Origin of the sequence: Spirosoma sp. KCTC 42546 (assembly GCF_006965485.1) — a bacterium.
In the GTDB taxonomy this organism is placed as follows: domain Bacteria; phylum Bacteroidota; class Bacteroidia; order Cytophagales; family Spirosomataceae; genus Spirosoma.
This window is the reverse complement of record NZ_CP041360.1, coordinates 8,100,571-8,116,776: the sequence shown is the minus strand read 5'-3', so window position 1 is coordinate 8,116,776 and position 16,206 is coordinate 8,100,571. Positions and strand designations below refer to the sequence as shown.

The 16,206-nt window shown below is 47.5% G+C and carries 10 protein-coding genes and 1 tRNA gene; 2 read left to right on the top strand and 9 right to left on the bottom strand.

The window, feature by feature from the left end; all coding sequences use genetic code 11:
- Nucleotides 1-89: 89 nt before the first annotated feature.
- On the bottom strand, nucleotides 90-533 hold the full coding sequence (locus EXU85_RS33030; RefSeq protein ID WP_142776158.1) for a hypothetical protein: 444 nt from the start codon (nucleotides 531-533) through the stop codon (nucleotides 90-92).
- Nucleotides 534-586: 53 nt separating this feature from the next.
- On the opposite strand from EXU85_RS33030, the gene EXU85_RS33025 reads away from it, so the two are divergent.
- Nucleotides 587-1,549, top strand: coding sequence for a YheT family hydrolase (locus tag EXU85_RS33025; protein WP_142776157.1), 963 nt, complete (start codon nucleotides 587-589; stop codon nucleotides 1,547-1,549).
- A gap of 23 nt (nucleotides 1,550-1,572) precedes the next feature.
- Here EXU85_RS33025 and EXU85_RS33020 read toward each other — a convergent pair whose 3' ends face one another.
- The 8 genes from EXU85_RS33020 to EXU85_RS32985 form a co-directional block, all read right to left on the bottom strand.
- Nucleotides 1,573-2,448: a MerR family transcriptional regulator gene (locus EXU85_RS33020; RefSeq protein ID WP_142776156.1), complete on the bottom strand. Its 876-nt coding sequence runs from the start codon at nucleotides 2,446-2,448 to the stop codon at nucleotides 1,573-1,575.
- 398 nt (nucleotides 2,449-2,846) lie between these two features.
- A tRNA-His gene (locus EXU85_RS33015) sits at nucleotides 2,847-2,922 on the bottom strand.
- Between the two features lie 107 nt (nucleotides 2,923-3,029).
- Nucleotides 3,030-3,644 (bottom strand): superoxide dismutase, encoded by a 615-nt coding sequence (locus tag EXU85_RS33010; RefSeq protein WP_142776155.1) that lies wholly within the window; start codon nucleotides 3,642-3,644, stop codon nucleotides 3,030-3,032.
- 57 nt (nucleotides 3,645-3,701) lie between these two features.
- Nucleotides 3,702-4,136, bottom strand: a complete 435-nt coding sequence (locus tag EXU85_RS33005; protein WP_142776154.1) for a nucleoside deaminase — start codon at nucleotides 4,134-4,136, stop codon at nucleotides 3,702-3,704.
- Between the two features lie 28 nt (nucleotides 4,137-4,164).
- The gene (locus tag EXU85_RS33000) at nucleotides 4,165-8,760 is read right to left on the bottom strand and encodes a T9SS type A sorting domain-containing protein (protein WP_142776153.1); all 4,596 of its coding nucleotides are present in this window, start codon (nucleotides 8,758-8,760) and stop codon (nucleotides 4,165-4,167) included.
- A gap of 292 nt (nucleotides 8,761-9,052) precedes the next feature.
- Nucleotides 9,053-12,145, bottom strand: a complete 3,093-nt coding sequence (locus tag EXU85_RS32995; protein ID WP_142776152.1) for a glycoside hydrolase family 3 N-terminal domain-containing protein — start codon at nucleotides 12,143-12,145, stop codon at nucleotides 9,053-9,055.
- Nucleotides 12,146-12,763: 618 nt separating this feature from the next.
- Nucleotides 12,764-13,009, bottom strand: a complete 246-nt coding sequence (locus tag EXU85_RS32990) for a hypothetical protein (RefSeq protein ID WP_142776151.1) — start codon at nucleotides 13,007-13,009, stop codon at nucleotides 12,764-12,766.
- A 212-nt stretch (nucleotides 13,010-13,221) separates the two neighbouring features.
- Nucleotides 13,222-14,046: a T9SS type A sorting domain-containing protein gene (locus EXU85_RS32985; RefSeq protein WP_142776150.1), complete on the bottom strand. Its 825-nt coding sequence runs from the start codon at nucleotides 14,044-14,046 to the stop codon at nucleotides 13,222-13,224.
- 176 nt (nucleotides 14,047-14,222) lie between these two features.
- Here EXU85_RS32985 and EXU85_RS32980 point away from each other — a divergent pair, with 176 nt between their 5' ends.
- A complete protein-coding gene (locus EXU85_RS32980; RefSeq protein WP_142776149.1) occupies nucleotides 14,223-16,169 on the top strand; it encodes a sensor histidine kinase KdpD in 1,947 nt (648 codons plus the stop codon).
- The last annotated feature ends 37 nt before the right edge of the window (nucleotides 16,170-16,206 follow it).

The following is a 16,206-nucleotide window of genomic DNA, read 5'->3' as shown; positions in this document are numbered from 1 at the left end:
TAAGTAAAGTAAGTATTTGGAGCATTAAGTTTTTCTAGTACTGACTCCACCTACTCCACTCACTTTCACTTACTTCACCAGGTTCACAACTAGCCAAAAATCCCCTTAAGGCCTGGAATCTGGTAGAAGGCAAGTGTTTGAACAACGGCCCAGATAACACCACTAATAAACATATAGAGTAAGAGTGGGCCGCGTTTAACGCCAAAGGAAACGGCGATGATCGTTCCGCCAATTGGCGTCAGAATCAGTGGAGTCAGTAGGGCAATACCCGCCAGACCCGCCCGTCGCCAGATACGAATGGCCAGTCGCGTTCGCTTTGTAAATCGTTTAGGTGGCTCTGGGCGATATCGACGCCACAGCGCTTGTAAGGCCGCACCAGCATATGCAACCACAATGACGCTTATCATCATGCCCAGCGTTGTACAAACTGCTGTCTCGAGCCATGTTAACCCCAGTGCGACACCCGAAAGTGGCCCTCCAACAAACTTAATGGTGCTGGCAATGATAACGGAAAGGTATTTGGCAATATGCATAACTGTGGTTTGTGCTGGAACAACGACGTAAATGTATCCGTTGTTCAATTTATATGCCGCTGATTCATTCTACTTACCCCGGTCCACCTGCCTATCAATACAATGGTCATTTGCAAACGGTTATTCCCAGCCTGACGCGTAAGGTGACGGGCGTTACCTATGAGCGTGAGCGGTTAACACTAGCTGATGGCGATTTTGTTGATCTGGATTGGATTGATACTAGCCGAAATCGCCTGGTTGTTTTGACGCATGGGTTAGAGGGAGATAGTAGTCGCCAATACATTTTAGGTACGGCTAAATTGTTTGCTCAACACGGCTATGATGTACTGGCCTGGAATTGTCGATCGTGTAGTGGCGAAATGAACCGAGCGTTTCGATTGTACAATCATGGCGAAATTGGTGATTTAGGGGAGGTTATCAATCATGCACTCCAAACTAAACACTATAATGACGTGGCACTAGTTGGCTATAGCATGGGAGGGAATATTACGCTCAAATACCTTGGCGTTCATGGAAAGCAACTTCCCGATGTAATTAAGCGTGGGGTTGCCATCTCAGCACCAACTGATTTAGGCGCTAGTGCCGTACTGCTCGATCGACCCGCCAACCGATTCTATCGGAATCGGTTTATGAAAAAGCTAATTACCAAATTAAGCCAGAAAGCTACCCTCTTTCCCGGACGGCTGGATATGACTCAGTTGCAACACGTAAAAAAATGGCGGGACTTCGATGAGTTTTTTTCTGCTCCGGTCAATGACTATGCTGATGCAGACGACTTTTATACGCAGGCATCAGCCGTCAATTTTATGCCCGATATTACCGTGCCGACATTGTTGCTGAATGCACAGAATGACCCGTTGCTATCGCCTGAGTGTTCGCCAGCTTGGCTGGCGGAACATCATGCATCAATTTTTCTGGAAACGCCCCGTGTAGGTGGTCACGTTGGATTTCAACTTGCCCGCGACATATATACGTATGCAGAACGTCGTGCTTTATCATTCACACGGGGCAACTAACTGGAGAGAAAAATTGGAAAACCTCAATTCGTGGCAATTCGGACCAAATCATTAATCTGGTTAATAATCGTCGTATTATCTGGACTATCAATGTCCTGCCCCACAACCTGATATCCTGTCATAATGATATGAGAATCTGAGAAGGTTTTCGCCAGACGGTTTACATAAGGCTGCACTTCATGGTTTGACGGATGTGACGTTATAACGGTAAATAAATAATCAGGCTTGTGTCGCTCGTAGGCATAAGCTAGCTCCTCAAATGGTAAACTTTGCCCCAGATAGATAACTTTATTAGAGCGGGCACGAATAATATAGTTCGCAAATAACAGGCTTATCTCATGAAATTCTCCCTCCGGTAGAAATAGCAGGTATTTCTTGCCAGTTACAGTGTGTTTGCTTTGACCATCTATAGCTACAATGATTTTCTGCCGGATCAGGTTTGTGATAAAGTGTTCCTGCGCTGGCCCCACTGATCCTGTGACCCATAGAGTACCGATTCGATTCAGAAATGGATAGATGATATGGATCATCGTGTTCTCAAATCCAAATTGAAGAATATTTGTGTTGATGATTTTTTCAAATCGGTCTTCATCCAAATCCAGCATAGACAAGGTGAGAGCATGGATTTGATCTGGATAAGTAACTTGTCTATCCGAGACTTTAATCACTTCGCTGGCTAACTCATCTGGCGATAGCTTGGAGATTTCCGAAATTTTGTAGCCATGATCTTTCAATAAAGAGATGTTTAGAACAAGTTTCAAGTCCTGATCATCGTAAGTCCGGATATTGGTATCGGTTCGTTGGGGAGCGATAATCGCATATCGTTGCTCCCAGATGCGCAGCGTATGGGCTTTTATGCCTGAAAGCTGCTCTAAGTCTCTGATGGAATACGTGCTCATGGGATGAGATGGCTATGACCAAACAAGCCGCATGGATAGGACAGAGAGTAAAGAACTTTTATGGTTTCTTTCCCTAATCAATCAAATCCATATATGATAACTAAACCGACTTGTTTAATGTTTGTCTTAAAAAGATAAACAAAATTACCGCTTAATCGCTATAAAGCAAATGAAGAAAAAGGCTTTAAGGACTGATTACTAGTTGCTAGGGGTTATTTAGTTAGCAAGCTGTTGACAATCAGCAAGTAAGCACCCATATGTAGAGCAATAGCCGATAACTTTTATTCCTCTGTCTACTATCCAGTTAGCCTGAACGTTAACTGTATACAGGATTTTAGTTTGGAAACAGAAGAGTAGGGCACTAAAAAAAGCCCCGATAAAATCAGGGCTTTGAGGCAGGGTGAAAGACGGGGCTCGAACCCGCGACCTCCGGAACCACAATCCGGCGCTCTAACCGACTGAGCTACAATCACCATTTTTGAGAGTGCAAAGGTAATAAAAAGTGAAGAGTGAAGAGTGAAAAATGAAAAGTATTTTTTTCAATTCCTATTCTTCATTCTTCACTTATCATTCTTCATTAGTTAGGCTTGCTTGCCCTGCTGATACCGTTTCTCAGCCGCATTCCAATCAACTACGTTAAAATACGCAGCAATATAATCCGGCCGACGATTTTGATACTTCAAATAATAAGCGTGTTCCCACACATCAAGACCAATAATGGGGAAGCCTTTCACTTCGGCAATATCCATTAATGGATTATCCTGATTAGGGGATGAGGTGATTGCCAGTTCGCCTTCAGGCGTTACGATCAACCAGGCCCAACCCGACCCGAACCGGGTGGTTGCTGCTTTGGTGAACTCTTCTTTAAAGGTATCGAATGAGCCAAATTTCTGCGTGATTGCATCAGCCAGCGTGCCTGTTGGCTGGCCACCGCCACTTCCCGAAATTGTATTCCAGAACAGCGTATGGTTATAATGACCACCGCCATTATTACGAACAGCCACTGGTGCTTTACTTACGCTGGCCAGCAGATCTTCAATGGATTTATTTTCCATATCTGTGCCTGCAATGGCATTATTCAGGTTCGTCACGTAAGCATTGTGGTGCTTGCCGTGGTGAATTTCCATGGTCTGCTTGTCAATATTCGGTTCGAGCGAATCACTTGGGTAAGGAAGCGGATCTAATACAAAAGCCATTGTATTGATTAGTTAGAATGTAAGATTATTCGGTTCTGTTAACAAGCCTATTCCAAATTATGTTCTTAGGCGATTAAAAAACTTTGCCAGTAGCGCTTGGCTTTCATCGGCTAATATACTGGATTCTACGCGGGTTTTAGGATGTAATATTGATGGATTCACACGACTATAGCCACGCTTGGGATCGGGTGCACCAATAACTAACCGGCCCAGCTGTGCCCAGAATAAAGCACCTGCACACATTACACAAGGTTCCAGTGTCACATATAAGGTGCAATCGGTCAGGTACTTACTGCCTAAGTAGTGCTCAGCTGCTGTAATAGCCATAAGTTCAGCATGAGCCGTTACATCGGTCAATTGTTCTGTTTGATTGCGCGACTTGGCAATGATTCGGTTGCGACAAACGACGATGGCCCCAACAGGAATTTCGCCATTATCAGCAGCTTCTTCCGCCATACCAAGGGCAATATCCATAAAATATTCGTCGGGCATGATAATCGTTTGTGTGTAGCGACTTATGTTATTGTTTCAATACTTTACGAACCGTTTGTCGGTCGCCTACTTGTATACGTAGGAAATAGAGACCGTTAGGCTGTGTAGTCATATCGAGTTCATTGTGCTGATTCCGTGTGGTATGCTGTAGAACGGGCCTGCCCTGGGCATCCATAAGCGACAAGGTTGCTGGATCGCGAGTTAGTGGTAGGTCTAATTCTACGCTGAGTACCGTTTGGGTAGGAACCGGATAGGTTTTTACTAGGGGATCAAGCGAGTTATCATCTACGCCTAGTAATGGTGCTACTGTGATTATTGCCGTACCAGAAATTGGCCCATTACCGCAGACATTTCTCACAGCTGTGAGTCGATAGGTTGTGCTTCGAACAGGTCGTGCTTCAAAAACATAAGGGCTACTGGATGTTGTAGCTGTGTACGAACGAAGACTATCGGCATAGGTTGCAGTCCAGGGGCCATCTCCCCCAAATGTCAGGGTTAAGTTAGCTGGGGTCCCTTCGTAAATAGTTTGCGTACCCGTCAAAGTTGCACTAGCCACCGAGCGCACGGTGAGTGGCGTAGGACTGTTACTTCCTATAATGGCTATGTCTGGATTATCAGCTTTCACTCGTACGAAGTACTGTCCTCCCGGAAGTGTAAGAGGCAGGCTACCCGTAACAGGTGAGCTAGTGGCTGTTGCCGAGACCGCATACTTTTTGGATGTATCAGTTGTACTCACCAATTCCATTCTGAATGCATTCCCTGAGTTAAACTGACCCGTTGTGGTAAAGGGTACAGTTAGCGATGTTCCAGAGCATAGGGTCGTTGTGGATAGGGAACTGGTTGAAACAGTTGGAACAATGACATTGACCTGGGCAGTTGCCGGACTACCTGGTAAACCTATACCGCATCCATTTGAGACGGTAATTACCTGATAGATGGTGTTGCCACGTGGTAACACCGAAATAGTTGTATCTGCCTTGAGTGATGTGCCCGAATACCCACCCGTTAGGGTATAACTATACGGTCCTGAACTGGTAAACTTCAGTTGTAAGGGAGCTTTCTGTCCTAGATTGACGGTGGATACGGGCGCAACCAGTGCCAGTGTGGGTGGTGAAGTAACAATAGCTTTGATCGTAGCACGCGGACTATAGCAGCCGTTTGTCCCAATCTGATACACGTAGAAAGGATCTCCCCCCGGCTGAACGTTTGTGTTGAGCGTTAATGGTGTAGGGGCATCATTAGTAACTCGGCCATAGGGGTCAATCCATTTTAGCTGGCTTCCTGATTCGCCAATTGCTTCCAGTGGGGTTGCCTTATCATTCAGGCAGTAAACAACCAGCGGTTTTGGTGTAGTAGGGGCTGCTAACGTATTAACTGTAACCTGAATAGTTGCTTTTCCTCCTTCACAATTATTGACAGTCTGGCTTACCTGATAAGACTGTGTGCCAGCGGTGGTAATAGAAGGAATTGGTGCGCCGGAAAGCAGACTGCCTGCGCTATTATACCATTTTAGGTTTTGACCACTGGCGTTAGACGCCAATGAGGTTACATTTTGGGGTGGTTGATCTTGTTGGACCTGGCAATAGTTAACATTCGATACGCTCGGCTGACCAGGAAGCGGATTGATAACAACGGTTATACTTGCTTTTGGCCCCTCGCAGCCCTCACTAGAGGTTTGGGAGACTTTATAAACCTGATTACCAACCGTGCCTGTATTTGGTACTGGCGTATTACCTATTGAGTTGTCCGAGGCATCATACCACTTTAGGTTTGTGCCGTTAGCTGTTAATGGCTGTGCCTGACTATTGTTACAAAAGCTAATTGGGCTGACGCCCGGTACGCCAGGGGTACTTTTTACCCGTACACTCAGACTGGCACGAGGGCCCTCACAGCCACTCAGTGTTTGGCTGACATAATAAATCGTAGTACCAACTGTGGAATTTGTGGGAACTGGTGCGCTACTAGAAGCTGTACCACCACTGGCAGAAGTACCATACCAGTTAGGAGTCGCATTGGCTACCAGGGTAGCAGTCAGTGTGGGTACGCCATAGTTTTGGCAAAACTCAACTAAAGAGGTGCCTGGTGCATCTGGTGTGTCTTTCACTTGTACAGGTATGCCCGTACGTGAGCTTTCGCAACCATTCACTGTTTGCGTTACATAGTACGTAATACTGCCAATGGCGGAGGCTGCTGTGCTAGGGACGGTGGCATTACTTGACCCTGAACCACCTGTTTGGTTGGTGCCATACCATCTCAAATTCTGACCAGTAGCCACCAGCGCTTGTGCCGGACTTCCTTCGCAATAGGCACTAGGAGAAGTGCCGGTAGGCGAAGCTGGTATCGAATTAATTGTGACGGTAAGCGTTGCTTTAGGGCTTTCGCAGCTTTCAACGGTTTGAGAGACTTTATATGTCTGACTGCCAACAGTACCTGTGTTTGGGGTTGGGGCTCCCCCTAGCGGGCTGTCAGAAGCGTCATACCATTTAAGCCCTGAACCCGTCGCGGTTAAGGGCTGGGCTGGACCGTTGTTACAGAAACTTACTGGGCTAACGCCTGGTGCGCCGGGTATTGCTTTTACGCGCACAGCCAGGCTCGCTCTTGGTCCTTCACAACCATTTAGGGTTTGGCTAACATAGTAAACAGTTGTCCCAACAGTGGAGTTCGAGGGCGTTGGCGCAGTGCCAGACGCTATACCACCGCTAGCTGAGGTGCCATACCAGTTAGGCGTCGCATTGGCTACTAGTGTTGCGGTTAAGGTTGGTGCACCACTTCCCTGACAGAAATCAATAGCCGTAGTGCCAGGGGCAACAGGTGTATCTTTGATGAACACTGGTATTCCTACCCGTGGGCTCTCGCAGTTGTTTACCGTTTGGGTTACGTAATAGAGCGTAGTGCCCAAAGTTGTTGTACTAGGGGTATTTGGTGTTCCTGATGAAGTACCTCCCGTTTGACTAATACCATACCATCTTAAGTTCTGACCCGTAGCTGCTAATGGCTGAGCCGAACTTCCTTCGCAATAGGTAACAGAGGCACCAACTGGGGCAGAAGGGATCGCATTGATGGTGACAGTGATAGTGGCTTTAGGGCCTTCGCAGCTTTCTACAGTTTGGGAAACTTTATAGGTTTGGCTGCCCAAGGTATTTGTATTTGGTGTGGGCGCTCCTCCTAGTGGAGCATCAGCGGCATCGTACCACTTAAGGCCTGATCCTGTCGCCGTTAAGGGTACTGCGTTGCTATTATTGCATAGGCCAATTGAACTGACTCCCGGAGCACTTGGGGTAGCTTTCACCCGTACAGTCAGACTGGCACGAGGACTTTCGCAACCGTTCTGTGTTTGACTGACGTAATAAATTGTAGTGCCAGCGGTGGAGCTAGAAAGTATAGGGGCCGTCCCTGAAGGCGAGCCTCCACTGGCAGCTGTGCCATACCAATTTGGGGTGGCACCAGCAGTAAGGGTTACTGTTAAGGTTGGGGCAACAACTCCCTGACAAAATTCAATGGTTGACGTGCCTGGTGCATTAGGGCTGTCTTTCACCTGTACAGATATACCCGTACGCGGGCTTTCACAACCATTCACTGTTTGAGTTACGTAATAGGCAGTAGTACCAAGGGTTGCCGTGTTGGGGACGGTGGCATTGCTCGACCCAGAGCCTCCGGTTTGGCTGGTTCCGTACCATTTTAGATTTTGACCAGTAGCCGTCAATGGTTGGGCTGTACTTCCTTCGCAATAGGTAGCAGAAGTGCCAGTTGGGGCAGAGGGGATGCCATTTACGGTTACCGTCAGGCTGGCGCGGGGGCCTTCACAACCATTTAGTGTTTGGCTGACGTAATAGGTCGTTGTAGTCGCAATTGTTGTTGAAGGAACTGGAGAAACAGAAGAGGGTGAGCCGCCACTAGCCAAGGTGCCATACCAGTTAAGGGTAGCTCCAGCAGAGACTGGCGTTGCGGTTAAAGCACTCGCTGTTTGTCCCACACAATAGGTCACTGGGTTAGTGGCCGGTGCGGGAGGGGCGTCTTTCACTGTAACCGTAATCGCGGCTCTTGGACTTTCACAGCCGCCAACCGTCTGGCTTACATAATAGTTGAAATTGCCTATAAAAGCAGCAGCGGTGCTGGGGACGGGAGCTATACTAGATGAAGTCCCCCCACTTTGGCTAGTACCATACCATTTTAGATTCTGACCGGTAGCTACTAGCGCTGAGGCTGTTGTGCCTTCACAATAAGGGGACGGTGTAGTTACACTTGGAGCCGCTGGAACACTAATTGTGAGGGTTGATAAACTACTAGCCTTTGTAGCATTGCTAGCCACTATCTGAATACGGTAGGCATCCCCATTAACAGCTGTCGAGGGAATTGTTCCACTAATATTTCCGCCCGTTCTTGAGGCAAGAGTGCCTAATGTTGTTGGGTAGGTTCCTCCAACAACATCAGATAAATAAGCGGTGAATACATTGCCTACGGCGAATGAGCTACTTGTTGTAAAAGTTACCGTAAGGCCACTACCTGCACAAACCGTAGCTGGGGAAAATGTGACCGTAGTAATCGTTTGGGCAAAGCCGCGCGTTGTTAGGCCAGTTAGGCACAGCAAAACCGCTAAATAGGAGTAAAAAATACGTCCCTTCATAAAAAATTGAGTAATGAATCCATTTTGGACTCTAAAGTTAATGCATTTATGCTTGATATGCGGATGCGCTAAACCACTGCCTAAGTATACCAGACAGAACTATGAGGATAAATATATGATTAATTGATTGATCAGTAGAAGTATACGGCTATTTTGTCTCCATTCGATTCTCTGGAGACACACATACCTATAAGTTGCTGCAATAAAAATGCCACTTCAATACTGAAGTGGCATAAGCTAATTTAACCAGCAGGGCAACTTAAGAATACGCTACCGCTTACTCAAGAAACCATTACTCAACGGCGCTGTAGATTACTTCATGAATCCGTCGGCGGAGTTTCGTTGTATTGATGGAGTTATTACCCGCTGTTGGATAAATACGGTTCGAGAGGAATACAAAAACCAGCTCTTCATCTGGATCGACCCAGACAACGTTACCCGTAAAACCCGTATGACCAAATGACCGGGCTGATGCCTTAGGCGACATGTACACGCTGCCCGCGCTTTCGGGATTAGGTTTGTCCCAGCCCAAGGCCCGGAAGCTGCGATTACTAAGGGTTTGGGTAAAGTAAGGCACGGTCATTGGATTCAAAATTCGCTGGTCTCCGTAAACGCCTTTCTGAAGATTCATCTGTAGGAGTGTAGCAATGTCATGGGCGTTACCAAACAGTCCGGCATGCCCCGAAATACCTCCCTGCACTGCCGCCATCTGATCGTGTACTGTTCCCACTAGCAATTGATTTCGGTAGTAGGTATCCTGTTCCGTTGGAGCACACTGCGGATGAGGTAGCCGTTGCAACGGGGTAAAGCCAAGTTGGTGCAGCCCTAATGGCTTATATACATTCTCCGTAACAAATTTATCTAATGGCTGTTTGCTGACCCGTTCAACGATTTTCTGTAGGGTCAGGAAGTTCAGATCGCTATACACATAGGCAGGCTTACCTGCTTCATCGGTTTTTCGAGACATCGGCGATTGAATCACCCATTTCCAAACCGAATCTTTCAGGGCGGGGACACCCCAGAGTGTAGGGGCAATTTGAAGTGTATGGAGGCTGTCTTGTGTAGCTGCGTAATATTGAGCTTTCAACCCTCCGCCTGGTAGTCGGGTGCGATCCCAGGTGGTTGGATAATACGATACCATACCGGATTGGTGCCAGAGCAAGTCCTGAAGGGTGATATTTTGCTTGTTGGTATTCCGTAGCTCGGGCAGATAAAGCGATGCCTTTTGGGTCAGATCAATCTGTTTCCGGTCATATAACACCATCACGGACTGCAAGGTAGCCAGTACTTTCGTAAGGGACGCCAGATCGTATAAAGTCTCATCCGTTACTTTCTCGGCACCCGCGGCATAGGTCAGTGCACCAAAGTTTTTGCTGTATACTACTTTGCCTTTCCGAGCTACCAGAATCTCGCAGCCTGGAACAACATGATTCTTAACTGCACTCTGGGCAATGGCATCGATCTGATTCAATACGGCCGATTTCATCCCGACGCTCTCCGGCGATCCGGCTGACAACCTACCTTCCGGATTGGTTCTCAGGCCCATGCCCACTTTCATATCGCCCGATGTTGAGACGGGTAACATGCCTCGGGCACCCAGTCCGCCAAATAACACCTGGGGGACTACCCGCTGCATATCGTCAAGATCCTGATAGGCACAGACCAGCGCGTCGGCACCGGCAAATTGTGGTAAGCTATAGGGTGATCCAAAGGCTGCAACAATTACTTTGGTTCCGCGCTGTTTCAGGCGGGTGATCAGATCCAGAGAAGGTTTGGTAATCCCGAATCGACGGGCGGCTGATTCGCTCATTCGGTGAAAACTAATGACAACCGTGTTTGCATCACCCACATGAGCTAACATATTCGTGAGGTCTGCTTCCGACAGTGGTTTTTCCGGGAAAGCCACTGTCTGGAAGGGTGCATATTGGTTCAGGGTTTTCTGAAATACATTGCCGGGTTCGGCTCCAATAGCTATCGAGGCCAGCCGCAGGGTATCCAGCCGATTGAGCGGGAGAAGATTGTTCTGATTATCGGCCACCGTTACCGACTGCTCGCAGAGTTCCTGTTTGAGCAATTGAGCTTCGGGAGAATTCAACTCTGCTGATAAACCGCCCAGGTTAATAGGTTTGTAGTGATGAAGGCCAGCCCAATATTTGGCCCTAAGAATCTTTTTGACTTTCTCGTCGATAAACTCCTGCGTAATTACGCCCTGCTGAACAGCATTCAGGATCGTTGCCGCAGCCTCTCGCACATTTTCTGGATAGAGAAGAATATCATTTCCGGCAATTAACGCCTGTAAGTTCACGTCCATTGCTTTGGGTGACCGACTGATGCCGCCCATATTCAACGCATCAGTAAAAACCAGACCCCGGAATCCGAGTTCTTTTTTGAGGAGTTCGGTAACAATCTTTTCGGATAATGTAGCGGCCAGCGCCGGTCTGTTGTCCATTACAGGTACATGCAGATGACCTGTTACTACTCCCATTAAACTATCGGCAATAAGTTTGCGGAATGGATACAGGTCAATTTCGCGCATTTGTTCCGACGACCGGGAAACGGTGGGCAGTGTATGATGCGAGTCGGCGTTAGTGTCGCCGTGGCCGGGGAAGTGCTTGGCAGTAGCAATGACATGGTTTTGCTGTAAACCACGCATGTAGGCTGACGCTTTCAAGGCTACGTTCTCTTTGGCTTCACCGAATGAGCGAACACCAATTACGGGGTTAGCCGGATTGCTATTGATATCGGATACGGGGGCAAAATTGATATGGATACCTAAACGCTGGCACTGACGGCCAATCTCGGCCCCCATTCGATAAATCAACTCGTTGTCCCGAATAGCACCCAGCGACATCTGTTTGGGAAAGTCCATGGCACTATCCAGACGCATGCCCAGACCCCATTCACCATCAATACCAATAAGCAGCGGTACTTTTGATTCAGCCTGGTAGCGATTAGTCAGAATAGCCTGCCGGTAAGGACCGCCTTGAAAAAAGATTAATCCGCCAATGTGATTGTTCTGGATCAGATGATCAATGTACTGGTAGTGATTCTCATGGCGATTTGAAAAGGCCGCGACCATGAAAAATTGCCCTATTTTTTGCTCAGGTGTCAGGCCCTGGAAAACGCTATCTACCCATTGCCGTCCGCTATCGGGAAGCATAAAAACCTCGACAGGTGTAGCGGCTTCCCCATATTTATAGGGCGAAACAACAACAGGAGTCACAACTGGCAATGGTCGTTTGACTTTGGCTTTCGCTTTGTGCGATCTCGCATGAGCATGTCGTGCCCAGTAGCTACGGCCTGGCCTCATTAGACCGAAAGCCGTTAACAAGCTGACGGACAGAAGGCCGACAAGTAAAATTGGTCGTACAGCGATGTTCCGCATGGGCACTCTGAAAGTAAAAAAGTCTAGGTCAGTTAACGGTAGTTTCTGGCAAACCATAAAAATAGCCAAACCCTACCGAAAATTGGCACTCATCATTGAATTATCTAAATTTTAAACGAAATAATGTAGAACAACTGTTATTGCCAACGGATTAATACAAAATTAAAGTTGAAAATTAATTCTTTTTGTCAACCATAATGTATAGGCCATACTGTAATTCAGACGGTTAACACGTTCGCTATATACGGCAAGAACGACACCAACGATTCGTTCTCGCATCTATGACTTAAAAAGTATTGATTGGTTGAGCCTTACCTGTACGGATAGGAAATTAGTAGTTGATTTGGAGGAATAGGTAGGGAGGATAAGTACAAAAATGATGCCGCTGGTAGATAGCAGCCAGTAGAAAGGCGAACGCCCAGGTGTTGACACTCGTTGGGGATGTGCGGAAATCAGCAAGTAAGTGTAAGGAAAATCCTGGTTGGGTAGTGTGCCGAACCGGCAATAACAAAAGGCCGGAAGGGCCAGAGGGAAGAAGCCGATGCCGTAGGCTTTAAAGTAGGGACATGGCGAATCAGGAAGCCCGCCAAACTAGAGGGAGAATGGATAACGTAATGACTAATAAGCTCTGGCTGGGCGTATATGCGACAGAGCCGACAGAAGACGCTCGCTGAACTCAGCTTTTGTAACCTGCACAGCATGTTGCCATCCAATAGTCGATGTTGCTTTTGGTCTGGCTGTTGATGCTGATGCTTTAGCCCGCAATTGTTTCCGGGCCGCAAACATATTGTGTGGGTGCCCCATGCTAAATGCCTGACCGCTGATGCCCACTAGTAAAATGCCGATAACTACTAACGTTTTCATGACCTCTATCTTAATTACACTACAAAGATATATGTTTAGTTTGGTATCTTGCAATACATAGTACTAAATTCTTCAAATTATTTTTGAGTTTAGTGGAGTGGGTGAAATAAGTGAAGTAGTGGAGTAGTGGAGTAGTGGAGTAAGTGAATGGGTATTAATCAACGACTCAACTTAATGCCCTCATTTCACCTACTCCACCACTTCACGAATTATTACTCCACAAGTACCCGTTTCACCGCGCCATCTTCATTTTGGGTAACCGTAATGAAATAGATTCCCTGCGCTTTTTTGCCCAGATCAATCTGTCCCACAAACTCGCCTGAGAAGTCTTTTATCTCTCGTTTAGCCACTTCCTTCCCTTTCGGATTCGTAACAATAATACTTATATCGCCTTTGGTGGGTGCCGTAAAGCGGACGTTCAGTTGGTCGCGGTCAGGATTGTTGGGGTATGCATCTAATCCCCGAATGGTAGAGGGTTTGCCGCCGATATTCCGGGACCAACTCTCAAAAGGTTGAACTAACTGTCGATCAAAATCTCTTGGGAACTCGAATTTGAACCGACGGATTTGATCCGCCATGGAATCGACTCCCCGATGAAGTTCGTAGTTCCAGTTTTGGTTGTCCCACGATTCACGGTTGTTACGGGGTAATTTATTCCGTTGAACATAGATGTCTCCCGGAATACGTTTCATACCTGGGCCAATGCGCTTGCGGGATACAATTCGGTCGCTATCATTATCTTCTACAATGATCGTCATTTGCCGTTTGCGACCATCCTTGCGGGTTGCCTTGAGCGAATCTACTAATTTCATAACCATCTTATCGCGTTGTGGATCGCTCATGCCATCCATGCTATACGTGCGTTCGATTTCCCGAACTTCATCACCATTCCGTTCAATAATTCGGACATTTACTTCATTCGTAGTAGATTTCGGCGATGGCGATACCGCCTTTTGTGCCAGAGCAACACCACTGAAAGTGACTGCCAGAAGCAGGGCCGGTGTGAACCGGGAGACCGCTAAAACTGTTTTTTTCATAGTACAGGATAATTGCAAACGAAGGAACAATAAGTTGTGAAACCAATTGATAGTGGGGGTGTTAAAGTTTGTTAACGCGCCAATGAGTAGGCTACCCCGTTCGTACTTTTACATACCACGCCCAGTTTTTGAATAGATGCAGAACTTGGACGAAGGTTGCATGAGCGAGTAAAAAAATGTCGAGACAACGTATACGCTGGATTGTTGCACTGATGGCCATAGGGTTGCTGGGTCTTGTAGGCCTGCAATTATTCTGGATTGGGAGTGCTTTGCGCTTGCAGAAAGAACAATTCGCCTACAAAGTTACCGATGCGTTGCAGGAGGTAGTTCGGACACTGGAACGGCAGGAAATTGTATACCTGACCAAGCAGCGTATTCAAGCTCGTGAGCAACAGGATCGCCTGATGGCTATTGCCAAAAAAGAAGGAAAGTCAATTCCTAAAGAGTCCATTTATCATGGCATGACTGCTAAGCAAGCCGATCGGTTGGCCGAAGCGAAACAGGAGAATCGAACGCAGGCTATTCCACCGAACTCACGGCAGACAATGACGCTTGGAATGACCCCTGCTGGTGCTGTTGTGGTACAATCGGATGTGCTTCACCCAACGGTTCAGCCACTGTCAGCTGAGCAGTCGGCTGTTGTGGTTGAGTTTTTTCGGCAGCAGGAAGAGTTGATGGCCGTTGGTGACTGGCAGACCCAGCTATTACAACAACAACAGTTCGATCATTGGGTCGAAAATGTGCTCAGTTCCGAGCTACTCCGTATCAATAAGCAGGTCAATGGGGATTCACTCCGACGAGCGGCCAAAAGGCGCCTTCGTCAGTCGCCCCCACAGCGGAAGGCTCTACCGGAAAATACGCTCGGGTCGGTTAAGCCTGGAGTTCCCACCCATCCGGCAAGCATGAGTCAACATCGGGCCGAAGAACAGTCGCACCGGATTAAAGATGTCCTTAAAGGCCTATTGTTATCTGATCGGCCCATTGAAGACCGGGTTAACCGGCTGGCGCTCGACACTCTACTACAGCAGGCACTGGTTGAACGAGGTATCAGCATTCCATTTGCCTATGGAGTTCGAACTCGGCAACAACCCAAATTTCTGTTTACCTCATTGGGTATGGATGCCCGCCAACTCGATGCAGAAGGCTACAAAGCGGCATTGTTTCCCAATAATCTGCTCGAAACCGGGAATTATGTCTATGTTTATTTCCCTACGCAACAGCAGTTCATTTTAAGTCGGCTGGGTTTCACGTTTGGTGCGTCGGTCGTGCTCATTCTGGTTATACTGGCATGTTTTTACATAGCCATTAGCACGATTGTTCGGCAGAGAAAACTAGCCGATATCAAGAATGACTTCATTAATAATATGACCCACGAGTTTAAAACACCCATTTCGACCATCTCGCTGGCCGTTGAAATGGCACAGGAGCAACTGCGGTCGGAAGCCCAGTCAAAGGTTGGGCGGGTGCCAGTTGGGATGGCTTCTGGCGGACAGGGGGGCATGGGTTTCTCCGAACCGCCTGAACAAGTGGACTCGCGGCTGACCCGCTATATGGGCATTATCCGCGATGAGACCCGGCGGCTGGGTTCGCATGTGGAGAAGGTATTGCAGATGGCTTTACTGGACCGGGGTGAAATTAAACTCAACCTATCGCCCGTGAATGTGCACGATGTAATCGAAAAGGTGCTGAACAATCTGGGGTTGCAGATTGAGCAGCGTGGGGGAGAGGTAGACCTGCATTTTGATGCTGATCGGGAAGTGGTTGAGGCCGATGAACTACACCTGACCAATATCGTTTATAATCTGCTGGACAACGCACTAAAATACTCGCCTGAGAGCCCGCACATTACCCTTAGTACACAAAGCCTTCCGGAAGGCGTTAGTATTACGGTTACCGATCAGGGACTGGGCATGTCGAAAGACCAGACGAGCCGCATTTTTGAGAAATTTTACCGAGTGCCAACCGGCAACCGCCACGACGTAAAGGGGTTCGGCTTAGGATTGAGTTATGTGAAAAAGATGATTGATGAACACCACGGCCAGATTATGGTTGAAAGCCACTTGGGCAAAGGCAGTTCATTTGAAGTGATTTTACCTTATAAACAAGAGTTAGTAGTGAAGTAAGGAACTAAGTGGAGTCGTGAAAACGAATGCGCGGACA